At 39.0% G+C, this 11872-nt stretch carries 8 protein-coding genes; 6 read left to right on the forward strand and 2 right to left on the reverse strand.

The window, feature by feature from the left end; genetic code table 11:
* The 3 genes from E1140_RS15125 to E1140_RS15135 form a co-directional block, all read left to right on the forward strand.
* Nucleotides 1-5567 (forward strand): T9SS type B sorting domain-containing protein (locus E1140_RS15125; RefSeq protein ID WP_155185618.1); only part of this gene is annotated, 5567 nt, incomplete at its 5' end.
* Nucleotides 5568-5753: 186 nt separating this feature from the next.
* Nucleotides 5754-6344: a hypothetical protein gene (locus E1140_RS15130; RefSeq protein ID WP_155185621.1), complete on the forward strand. Its 591-nt coding sequence runs from the start codon at nt 5754-5756 to the stop codon at nt 6342-6344.
* Nucleotides 6344-7801 (forward strand): flotillin family protein, encoded by a 1458-nt coding sequence (locus tag E1140_RS15135; protein ID WP_155185624.1) that lies wholly within the window; start codon nt 6344-6346, stop codon nt 7799-7801. Before E1140_RS15130 ends, E1140_RS15135 begins: the two co-directional genes overlap by 1 nt.
* Before the next feature lie 46 nt (nt 7802-7847).
* On the opposite strand, the gene E1140_RS15140 is transcribed toward E1140_RS15135, so the two are convergent.
* Nucleotides 7848-8858 (reverse strand): acyl-CoA reductase, encoded by a 1011-nt coding sequence (locus tag E1140_RS15140; protein ID WP_155185627.1) that lies wholly within the window; start codon nt 8856-8858, stop codon nt 7848-7850.
* A 108-nt stretch (nt 8859-8966) separates the two neighbouring features.
* On the opposite strand from E1140_RS15140, the gene E1140_RS15145 reads away from it, so the two are divergent.
* On the forward strand, nt 8967-9314 hold the full coding sequence (locus tag E1140_RS15145) for a 4Fe-4S dicluster domain-containing protein (RefSeq protein WP_155185630.1): 348 nt from the start codon (nt 8967-8969) through the stop codon (nt 9312-9314).
* A gap of 50 nt (nt 9315-9364) precedes the next feature.
* On the opposite strand, the gene E1140_RS15150 is transcribed toward E1140_RS15145, so the two are convergent.
* A complete protein-coding gene (locus tag E1140_RS15150) occupies nt 9365-10270 on the reverse strand; it encodes a DUF58 domain-containing protein (RefSeq protein ID WP_155185633.1) in 906 nt (301 codons plus the stop codon).
* A gap of 166 nt (nt 10271-10436) precedes the next feature.
* Here E1140_RS15150 and E1140_RS15155 point away from each other — a divergent pair, with 166 nt between their 5' ends.
* On the forward strand, nt 10437-10778 hold the full coding sequence (locus tag E1140_RS15155) for a DUF3276 family protein (protein ID WP_185153622.1): 342 nt from the start codon (nt 10437-10439) through the stop codon (nt 10776-10778).
* Between the two features lie 123 nt (nt 10779-10901).
* The coding region (locus tag E1140_RS15160) for an AI-2E family transporter (protein ID WP_246202961.1) at nt 10902-11872 on the forward strand (971 nt) is incomplete at its 3' end.

The following is an 11872-nucleotide window of genomic DNA, read 5'->3' on the forward strand; positions in this document are numbered from 1 at the left end:
CAGTAAGTGAGACAACCGATGTTTTAGTTAACCCACTTCCAGTTCCAACCATCACAGGTCCAGTAGCATTATGCTTTAATGCTGAAGATTTTTACACTACAGAGGATTTGCAAAGTAACTATACATGGAATGTTACGGGTGGTACTATTACTGTTGGAGGCTCAGGTAGGACAATTGCTGTTCAATGGGATAGCCCAACAGGTCCTTATGAAGTATCAGTAAACTATACAGATGCTAATGGATGTACTGCAACTACACCTACTGTTTTACCAGTGACTATCAATAATCCTGTTATAACAGTTCCAGCTACCACAACAGATATTTGTGAGCCTTCAGGAACGGTAGACTTGACAACAATTGTTAGTGCCAATCCGGCAGGAGGTACCTTTACCTTTAATGGAACAGGTGTGACTGGGAATAATTTTGACCCAACAGGTCTTTCTGGTGCTATAAATATTGATGTTGATTATGTCCAAGGAGGCTGCAGTGCTGCTACAGAAGTTTTAGCACTTAATGTGGTTACTGCTTCAACCATCACAGTTTTAGCTGACCCAGTTGATGCTTGTGAGGCTGACGGGAATGTTGATTTAACAGCATTTGTTTCGGCAAGCCCTGCTGGTGGGTCATTTACGTTTACCGGTCCAGGCGTCACAGGAAGCGATTTTAACCCTACAGGTTTATCAGGTTCTACTGTTAATGTTTTAGTAGATTATGATATTGCTGGTTCTTGTGCAGCTACTCAGGTTGACTTTGATATTAATGTGGTTAATGCGGCTACTATAAATGTACTAGCGGCATCTACGAGTATTTGTGAAAGTGCCGGTAGCTTTGATTTAACCACTCTTGTTGAGGGGTCACCTATTGGTGGTGATTTTACTTTTACAGGAACAGGTGTCTCTGGTACTAACTTCGAGCCATTAGGTTTAGCAGGTAACACAATAAATATTGATGTAGATTATACTACTGCAGGGGGTGGATGTGTGGCCATTACAGCATCGGTTGAAATGGTTGTTACATCAGATCCTGTGATTACTGTTCCTGTAGTGAATGAAGTTGTTTGTGAAGATGGAGGTACTATCGACTTAAGTACCCTTGTTTCGGCCAATCCAGCTGGAGGCACGTTTGCTTTCTCAGGAGCTGGAGTTGCGGCTGGCACTTCTAACTTTGATCCAACAGGACTTGCTGGAAATACAGAGACGATTACTGTTGATTATTCGTTTGGAGGCTGCAATGCTGCTACGGAAACATTTGATATAGACATAATCGCTACCCCAGTTATATCGGTGACACCTTCCGATATCTGTGAAACGGGTGGAGTAATTGATTTAACTACTTTAGTTAGTGCATCTACAGGAGGTGGTACTTTTGTATTTAATGGTACGGGTGTCACGGGTAGTAATTTTAATCCTTTAGGCCAGTCAGGAAATATTGATATTCTTGTTGATTATTCATTGGGAGGCTGTGATGCAGTACAAGAAACGCTTTCCTTAAATATTGTAACATCTTCAGTTATTACAACACCTGCCACTGCCGTTGATATTTGTGAGGGTGGTGGACCGATAAATTTAACAACGTTGGTTTCTGCAGCACCTGCAGGTGGTACTTTTAGTTTTGCTGGTACGGCTGGTGTGACAGGTTCTGATTTTGACCCAATTGGTTTAGCTGGTACAACACAAACAATAACAGTTAACTATGACTTTGGAGGCACATGTGCTGCAACACCTGTTGATTTTGATATAAATGTTGTTGGTACCCCTTCCTTGGCTACTGTTGATGCGGATGTTTGTGCAAATGGTACAATTGATTTAGATGATGTAGCCACTACATTTACAGTAAGCCCATCAGGTGGTACTTTTGCCTTTGATACTCCTTCTGCTGGAACGATTGACCCTGGTAATATTTACAATGCAGCAGGTTTAACTGCTGTAGACGGTCCCGTAAGTGTTAATGTTACTTATACAGTTGCTGGTTGCACAGACGCTTTAGGAACCTTAAATATTAATATATTAAACTCGCCTACATTAGCATTGAATGCAACACCTGAAGTGTGTGCGGAAGGTACATTTGATTTAACTACACTTATCGCTGGTTTTACTGTAAACCCTGGAGGTGGAACAATCACTTTCGGTAACCCAAGTGCTGGTAACATTGACGGGTCAGATGTTTTTGATGCAGCTGGATTAACCTCTGCGGATAGTCCTGTAACAATTGATGTTACTTATGCTATAGGTGGATGTGGTAATGTCATTGAGCAATTACAAGTTACCATATTGGATTTACCTACTTTGTCAGTGGTTAATTCAAGTGTTTGTGCTGATGAGACGTTGGATTTAAATACTTTGATCGCAGGTTTTACAACAAATCCTGCTGGTGGAACATTTACATTTAATAACCCAAGTGCAGGAAGCATTAATGGTAGCAATGTATTTGACGCAACTGGTCTTACCACTGCTGATAGTCCGGTGCAAATTGATGTTACTTACACAGTATCTGGATGTAGTGTACTTGAGGTATTGGAAATTGTTATTGATGGCACTACTTCTGTGGCACCAACTGTTGATGGATCTACTTTATATTGCGTGAATGAGACAATCATTGATGATTTAACAGTAGCTGGTGGAGTAGACGTGAAATGGTATTCTGATGCAGCATTGACAAATGAAATTGCTTCAGGAAACATATTTGATCCAGTAACTGATTTTGATACTTGGTCCACAGCTTCTGTAGCTACATTTAGTGTTTTTGTAACTGAAACTACAGGTTGTACTGAAAGCACGTCAACTCAGGTGGATATCAACATTGTTGACACAACGCCTCCTCCAACCGGAGATGCTAACCAATCATTCTGTAGTGGAGCAACTCCAACAATAGATGACTTAGTTACCAACGAACCTAATATTACATGGTATACTACAGCATCAGGTACAACAACAGTGCCTGCAGGCGAACCATTGACAGATGCTACAACATACCATGCGGCTCAGACTTTGGGTAGCTGCGGTGAGAGCACTCAGAGACTAGCTGTAACTGTAACATTGTTTACAGAAACACCGGCTCCAACAGGAAGCCCATTCCAAACATTCTGTGATGGTTCAGGTGATACAGTTGATGACATACAGGTAAGTGGTGCGGGAGCAATTCAATGGTTTGATGCTTCATCAGGTGGAACGCCTTATAATGGATCTGATCTACTGGTTGATGGAACATACTTTGCCGAGCAAACTATAGCTGGTTGTGGTATAAGCCCAACCAGGTTGGCGGTTACTGTTTCCCTTGTTACTGAAACCCCAGCTCCAACGGGTTCTACTGGCCAGACTTTCTGTCCTGTGACTAATGCCACGCTGGCCAATATTAATGTGTTCGGTACAGATATTCAATGGTATGCTTCTCTTGGTAGTACAAGCAAATTACCTATCACTACATCACTAGTAAATGGAGCAACTTATTTTGCAACTCAGACCATACCTGGTTGTGGTGAAAGTACCCAGAGGTTAGCGGTTACTGCGACAATTTTGGCAGCTGATGATCCACTTTGCTCTGGAGGCGGTGGCGGTGGTGGCCCTGGTGGCCCTATCTGTACGGATATTGCTTCTCTAAGTGTTACAGATGTTATAAATCCTGATTGTGGATTAGAGAATGGCTCGTTAACCATTAGTGTTGAGTTTAATACTGATCCAGGTAATATTATTTATGGATTGAAATATTTTGATGCTGATTTAGCTGATTCTGTTTTTACAACCCAATTGAATGATTCAGTATTTAATACACTTGCTGCTCTTAACTATAGATATTTTGTGACCGCTGGAGTTGATACCTGTTTCTTAGACTTCAACCTGGCACCAAGAACTTCAGTCAGCGCTGATGCTGATTTTGTTCAACAAAATGTTTCCTGTTTTGATGCCAATGATGGAAGCATTGAAATAAGCGGACTAACCGGTTCTGCAGACGGAAACTATTTCTATTCGATAAACGGAGGTGATTGGGTAGAACTCAATAATTTGAGAATTCCTAACTTAAATGACCCTAATGGACTTTCGGTTGGTAATAATTTGGTTGAAATTGGTAGGGAAGTTGACGACCCATGTCCATTTAGAATTGAAAACATTCTATTGAACTCGGATACGCCTGAGATAAAAATTGATGTAGCAGCTACGGAGGTATCCACTTGTGACTCAAGTGATGGTAGTATTAGTGTAACTGCTTCTGGCGGGTCAGGAGGTGGGTTTACATTCGCTTTTGCTGTTAGTGGTACTGCTGTAAACAGCGGGCAATTTAGTTCATCACCAACTCAGGGAAGTTTAGCCGCCAATGATTATGATGTTTATGTTCGAGATGCCGGAGGATGTACTTCGGTACAGACTATAGAAGTTAGATCTCCAGGCCAGATAGAAATTGATGAGTTCAATTCATTTGCTCAACAGGCATCTTGTGATGCTCCTTCTTCAGGAAGCGTGGTAATGAGATTAGCTAATTTGGGTGCTGTTTCACCGCCATTTAATCTGAGCATTGCTACTACTGACGACCCTGATAATCCTATTCACGTTGATGAGCAGGGTTGGAATGGAGATACGAGAATATTCCCAAGAACGGGTGATGGCTTATTAAGTGGCGACTACATTGCCACAATTTCATCCAATACAGAGGGTATCTGCGCAGGCACATTTGAATTTACCGTAACTGGTGGACCGATACCTGTTAGTTTCGATTATGAATTACAGCAGTCATGCTTTGGTGCTACTAAGGAATATGTAAATGAGCTATTATTAACGGATATAACTGGTGAAGCTGGAGTTGATTATGTGTTGACTGTATTTAACGATCAGCAACAAGTAGTTGATATGCTCACTCTGACATTACAGATTGGCAATCAGATACGTGTTACAAACAGATCATTCCTACAAACTCCGGATAGAACATTTAGGCTTAGATTAGGACAGAGTCAGAATGCATGTCCTGATAATATCTTCTTTGATCATCCGAGTTCATTGGAGATTCCTGAGGTTGTAGCTCCATTGTCTGTTGAGGTTGGAAATTTGACAAGTTCATTACCTGAGAGAAGCACTGGTTCTTTTGATATAATAAGTATTACAGGAGGTGTTTCTCCATTCAACGCTGTGCTAGAAGGGGACGTGCCTGGATTTGGAGGTCTTGGTCCTGATGAAGTGCCATTCGATGCCTTCGAAGGTAGATTTACGCTGGATTATGACGGTTTGGGTGTAGGTGATTATGATCTATTTGTAATGGATGCCTTGGGCTGTGAAATTGAACTGGATATTGAAATACCAAGAGATTCTTCACTATTCATTCCTAACGTAATAACTCCAAATGGTGATGGTATAAATGATTACTTCGTCATTAGAAACCTGGATATAAGTTCAACTGATAAAGGTGCTAACCTGATTATTACCAGCAGATGGGGTAAGCAGATTTATAGCAGTGATAATTATACAAATGAAAACCCTTGGGGTGGCGATGAAGCAGCTGAAGGCTTGTACTTCTATAAGTTGGAAGCTGGAGGGGAAGTTTACACTGGTTGGCTCGAGGTAATATTTGGAGGCAGCCCTTGATCAGACTTGATATATAAAAAAAAGCGGAGTTTACTCCGCTTTTTTTATGACTTAGTATTTGAGATTACCATTAACTGGAGTCTTTTAGCCGATTAGCACTATGATAAAATTTTAAGATTATTTATTCTTAAATTGTACTTCATTTAGGAGAAAAGAAGTATTTTACATTGAATTAAACAAACTTAAATGACTGATAATTTAGCTAATTGGTGGGAAACACTGCAGCTGTTGGAAAAGATCTATTGGGGTATTGCCATACCTTTTACACTCTTTTTCTTCTTACAGATGCTAATGACATTTTTTGGTGGAGATATACCTGATGATGCAGGTGCAGATGCAGATATAGAGGGAGATGGAGGAATTGGGTTCCAATTTTTTACCCTGAAAAATATGATAGCCTTCTTTACCATTTTCTCATGGACTGGTATTGCTTGCCTTGATTCAGGGCTTTCCAATGGCCTTTCTATTGTTATTTCATTGATAGCGGGTATTGCAATGATGTTTTTGATGGGAGCCATTTTCTACTATCTCGGAAAAGCAAATGAAAGTGGTACATTGCAAATGAAAAATGCAATAGGAGTAGTTGGAGAGGTGTATATGGAAGTTAAAGCTAACAGAGGAAATATAGGGAAGGTGCAGGTTAAAGTTCAAAATTCACTTCGAACTCTGGAGGCTATTACCGATGATGAAGCAGACCTAAAGCCTGGAAAGGTAATTACTGTAAAGGATATTGCAAATGACAATTTATTAATCATAACTACTAATAGAATAGACTAATGAGCGTACAATTTCTTCCCGTTCTTGCCTTAGCGGCATTTTTCGTTTTTGTTGTTATTGTTACCTTTTTCAGAAGGTATAAGCGCTGCCCATCAGATCGTATATTGGTGGTTTATGGTAAAGTAGGCGGTGGCTCCGCCAGATGTATTCATGGTGGTGCGGCATTTATCTGGCCTGTTTTTCAAGATTATGAATTTCTTGACTTGACACCTATTTCTATTGAAGTAATGCTGAGCAATGCTTTAAGTAGACAAAATATTCGTGTTGATGTACCATCAAGATTTACAGTTGGTATTTCAACTGAGGGAGGTGTGATGAACAATGCTGCTGAAAGATTATTAGGTCTTTCTCAGGAAAGTATTCAGGACTTAGCAAAGGACATCATATTTGGTCAATTGAGATTAGTAGTGGCCACTATGGATATTGAGGAAATTAATAGCAATCGAGATAAATTCCTTGAGAATGTAGCTTCCAATGTGGAGACTGAGCTTAAGAAAATTGGGCTAAAGTTGATCAATGTTAACGTTACTGATATCAAGGATGAATCAGGTTACATTGAGGCATTAGGAAAAGAAGCTGCTGCTAAAGCAATTAATGATGCAAAGAGATCTGTAGCAGAGAAAGACAGAGATGGTGCTATTGGAGCGGCAAATGCTGTTCAGGATCAAAGAGTAAAAGTAGCAGACGCAAATGCGAGTGCTGTTGAAGGAGAGAACTTGGCAAAGATAAAAGTAGCCCAGTCTGATGCTTTAAGACGTGAAAGAGAAGCTGAATCGCACAGACAAGCTATTGCAGCAGAGAAAGTGCAATCTGCAAAAGCCCTGGAAGAGGCATATGCCGCTGAACAAGAAGCTGAAAATGCCCGAGCAACTCGTGATAAAGCGGCACAAACAGCGGATATAGTAGTGCCCGCACAAATTGATAAAGAAAAAGTAGAGATTGCAGCTGAAGCTCAAGCTGAACAAATTAGAAGATTGGCAAAAGGGGAGGCCGATGCCATCCTGTTCAAGAAACAAGCTGAAGCTCAAGGTTTATATGAGGTGTTGACCAAGCAGGCTCAAGGTCTGAAACAAATTGTAGATGCAGCAGGCGATAGTGCCAAAGATGCAGTGTTGTTATTGGTGGCCGATAAATTACCTGAGTTGGTTAAACTTCAAACTGAGGCGATTAAGAATATCAAGATTGATAAGATTACTGTATGGGAAGGCGGTGGAAATGGCCCAGAGGATAAGACCTCAACAGCCAATTTCATATCTGGCCTTTATAAGTCAGTCCCACCTTTGCAGGAAATGTTTAATATGGCTGGTATGGATTTACCCGATTATTTAAAAGGTAAATCTCCTGAGGAGATTAAACTCTTGGCTGAGAAGATAGTGGAAGAGAAGAAGAAACCTGAGGCACCTGCTAAGCCTACTCAAAAACCTGATAAAGATAACCCGGATAAAGGGTCTAAATAAGTAATAGGTGATGAACAAAAGGCCTGCTTATTAAGCAGGCCTTTTTCTATTTTAAAGATTCTATGAATTTCATAGTATCCACATTATCTGCGTAATCATCCAAGTTTGGGCATTGTGCTTGTCCAAAGGGCAAGCTACCGGCCCAGGAACCTTTTTTGGAAACAATACATTGAATCTTTTCTTCAAATTTAGACAGCGTTTGCCTCAAAGCTTTGTCTATTTCGTAATACTCATAATACAACACCGAAATAGGAGAGACCAAATCGGTTGACTCTTTTAGCAGAAGGAAGCCATTGTCCAGATGCTTTTCATTATTAACCAGGTAAATGGACTTGTTGTATTCATAGTTGTTATTGTATTTATGATGATGTCTTATCTCATTAAACTGTTCAACAGCCTCAAAGAATTTGTTCAAATTGTACCCTTTAGGAATAAATATTTTGGAAACGTTTCTACAACCAAGCCCAAAGTAAGTAAAGATGTCATCACCCAAAGACTTGAGGTCTTCATCTGCCTCTTCTCCGGTAAGTATACCAATTGATGTTCTGTTTCTTCTAATAATATTGGGGTACTTAGAAAAATAGTACTCGAAGTATCGTGAAGTGTTGTCACTACCTGTGGCAATAATGGCATCCATATTAGCGAGTCTGTCCACAAAAGTAATTTGCTCTTTAAAATCAGCATTGAGCTCAATAAGTAGTTGGCAAATGTGTTTCATCAAATACTCATCTTGAGAACTTACCTTGATCATTGCCTTATGTCCACTGATGAGAATGCACAGCAGATCGTGAAAACCTACCAAAGGAATATTGCCGGCCATCACAATGCCAATGGTTTTTGAGTTGTTATTGAGTGAATACTTACTAGTCCAGTGCTCCAAATCACTTTTAGTAAGAAACTGATTAATCCCATTTAGCGCATGCTTTATGCTGGTTTCTACAAACCAACTATTATTATTTCTGGCGTGGATACACAGATTTTCAAACTCTTCTTCTGATATATTTCTGATCTTATTTCCTAATTGAGAAAAGGCCTCTATTCTTTGTTGAATATTCATGTGCATAAGTTAAACCATTCATACTCATATGTTGTTTGTATGCATGGATATAGTTTATATTTTTGCAAAGTTCTTAAATTAACTGAAGGATTAAAACTAGCTATTGATATGGCGATAATGATAACAGATGAATGCATAAATTGTGGGGCCTGCGAACCAGAATGCCCGAACACTGCAATTTATGAAGGTGGGATAGAATGGAATTGGAGCGGAGGTACTGAGCTCAAAGAAGTTGAGATGGAAGGTGGTGTAGTGATAGATGGAAATGAGTCGCAAGAGCCCGTTTCTGACGAATTTTACTATATAGTTTCAGGTAAGTGCACAGAGTGTATGGGCTTTCATGAAGAGCCACAGTGTGCTGCGGTTTGTCCAGTAGACTGCTGCGTGCCTGATCCTGATTATGAGGAATCAGAAGATGAGCTGTTAGAGAAGAAAGCCTGGATGCACAACGAATAAGGCTTCTTTCTTATAAGGATATACAATAAGCCAATGCTTCAAGCATTGGCTTATTTCATTTTAGCTCTTTTGATAAGATATGCTTTGAGTATTTCATTATAATCACCAGCGATATCAGCTTCAATGAAATCTATTTTTAGCTGAGCGCAGCGTAATTTTAAATTTTTATAAAACTCCTCGGCCTTTTGCTGGTAGTGCTCCTTAACCTCATATGGTTGTAATTTAAGTCGCTCCCCAGACTCTAAATCAATAAACTCATGAGGGCGATCTTCGAAGTTAAAGTCATATTCAGTGGCCTTATCTGTGACATGAAATAATAGCACCTCATGCTTGTTGTGTTTCATATGTTGCAAGCCTGAAAATATTTCATCCAGATCTGAGGCATTATCAAACATGTCGCTAAATATTACTATTAAGGATCTTCTATGCGTCTTTTCGGCAACCTCGTGTAGAATCTTGGCAACCTGTGTCGACTTGCTAACCTGGTTTTGATTAAAAAGCTCTTGGAGCGAAGTAAATAGCTTATTGAGATGAGTAGAAGTCGATTTGATTTCTGTCATCAGCTCAATCTTATCAGAAAAAGTGCAAATACCAACGGCATCTCTTTGTCTTTGTAATAAATAGGCGATGGCTCCAGCGGCAATTATACTAAACCCGATTTTGCCTTTATTAGCTTCAGGATAATACATGGAAGAGCTATTATCAATGATGATTTGGCACCTTAGATTAGTTTCTTCCTCATATCTTTTGGTGAAAAGCTTGTCGCTCTTGGCATAAACTTTCCAGTCGATATGCCTGGTGCTTTCACCATTATTATACAATCTATGCTCGGCAAATTCGACACTAAATCCATGGTAAGGAGACTTGTGGAGACCGGTTACAAAGCCTTCTACAAGCTGTTTTGCAAGAAAATCTATGCTCCCAATATCCTTTACCTTACCTAAATCTAATTTCATAATTCGAATTTACAAGAAGTGATTATTAAAACTGCGACAACGGCAGAAATGTAAAAATGTTTTACAATTAATATGGTCTGTTTGCTTTAAATATAAATATTATACTATATTTAAATTCTATTTAATGTAAATGTGGGCATAAATTTGATAATTAAACACTAGGATTGTGGAAGAGAATAACAATGAAAGAGAAGAAATTTATTCTGAAAGAGTAAGAGCTGGAAAGAGGACATATTTCTTCGATGTGAAGGCCACTAGATCAAATGATTATTACCTAACTATTACTGAAAGTAAAAGGAGGTATAAGGATGACGGCTATACGTACGAGAAACATAAGATTTTCTTATATAAAGAAGACTTTAATAAGTTTACTGCAGCATTGAACAATACAGTTAATCATGTGAAAGATGAATTGCTTCCTGATGTTGATTTTGCACAATATGATAGAGACGAAGAAGCTTTAGACAACGAAACCGCTAATGTGGATACCGAACTAAAGTGGGACTAAAATAAATGTACTTTGGTAAAAGCCTTGACTCCTTAGTCAGGGCTTTTTTTATTATGTTTGTTTAAGATCATGCTTAGAAACCCTTTACTGTTCATATTTATATCTTTAGTCCTGCTCATACTTTTGGCTTGGATATTTTCTGATATCTTTCTTTATCTGGCCTTCGCCATTGTACTAAGCTCCATATTAAGACCTTTAATGCGTTACTTAAGTAATGCACAGTTTTTCGGATTAAGAATACCAAAATTGCTGGCAGTTATTCTATCATTTGCCATTTTAACATTGCTTGCCTCTTCTTTTGTAGTACTTTTTATTCCTCTGATTTCAGAACAGGTAGAGGTGCTTTCAGGATTAAACTATGAAGGTCTTTATGAACGCTTTACTATTCCTCTTCATAATCTTGAGATATTTCTTATAGCCAATGATCTAACTACACAGTCTGAAGGGTTTATTGTAAATAGCCTAAAGGCCAATATTGTAGAATTGATCTCGACCATACAGTTTAGTAATATTCTTAATGCTATTTTGTCATTTACAGGTCAGTTTTTTGTCGGAATAATGGCCGTAACGTTTATTTCTTTCTTTTTCCTTTATGAGATGGGGTCAATGCGCAAGAAGCTTATAGCCCTAATTCCGAACCAATACTTTGAAGTGACTATTACAGCCTACAATAAGATAGAAAAGCTTTTGTCAAATTACCTTACTGGTTTGCTCTTTCAGATGTTTTCTATCTTCAGTATAGCTGCATTAGGACTAAGCATTGTGGGTATTAAATATTCGCTTACTATAGCCTTATTTGCAGCAGTGGCTAATTTAATTCCTTACCTGGGCCCTATTTTAGGAGCTACTTTTGGAATAATGGTAGGTGTTAGCACAGGTGTAGATATTACCAGTTTACAGTCTGTATTAATACTTTTCTTAAAAATCGTATCTGTATTTGGTATAGTTCAAATAGTTGACAATGTTTTTCTGCAGCCGATAATATTCTCTAAAAGTGTTAAAGCTCACCCATTAGAGATTTTTATAATTATATTTGCAGGCGCTTCTTTGGCAGGCATACCAGGCATGGTTGCTGCCATTCCTTTTTATACAAT

The sequence above is a fragment of the Fulvivirga lutimaris genome, from assembly GCF_009711525.1.
In the GTDB taxonomy this organism is placed as follows: domain Bacteria; phylum Bacteroidota; class Bacteroidia; order Cytophagales; family Cyclobacteriaceae; genus Fulvivirga; species Fulvivirga lutimaris.

Bases quoted from the DNA above. Each gene is read 5' to 3' on its own strand.
- E1140_RS15140 (WP_155185627.1), bottom strand. From the start codon at position 8,858: ATGAATATTCAACAAAGAATAGAGGCCTTTTCTCAATTAGGAAATAAG.
- E1140_RS15150 (WP_155185633.1), bottom strand. From the start codon at position 10,270: ATGAAATTAGATTTAGGTAAGGTAAAGGATATTGGGAGCATAGATTTT.
- E1140_RS15135 (WP_155185624.1), top strand. From the start codon at position 6,344: ATGAGCGTACAATTTCTTCCCGTTCTTGCCTTAGCGGCATTTTTCGTT.
- E1140_RS15145 (WP_155185630.1), top strand. From the start codon at position 8,967: ATGGCGATAATGATAACAGATGAATGCATAAATTGTGGGGCCTGCGAA.
- E1140_RS15130 (WP_155185621.1), top strand. From the start codon at position 5,754: ATGACTGATAATTTAGCTAATTGGTGGGAAACACTGCAGCTGTTGGAA.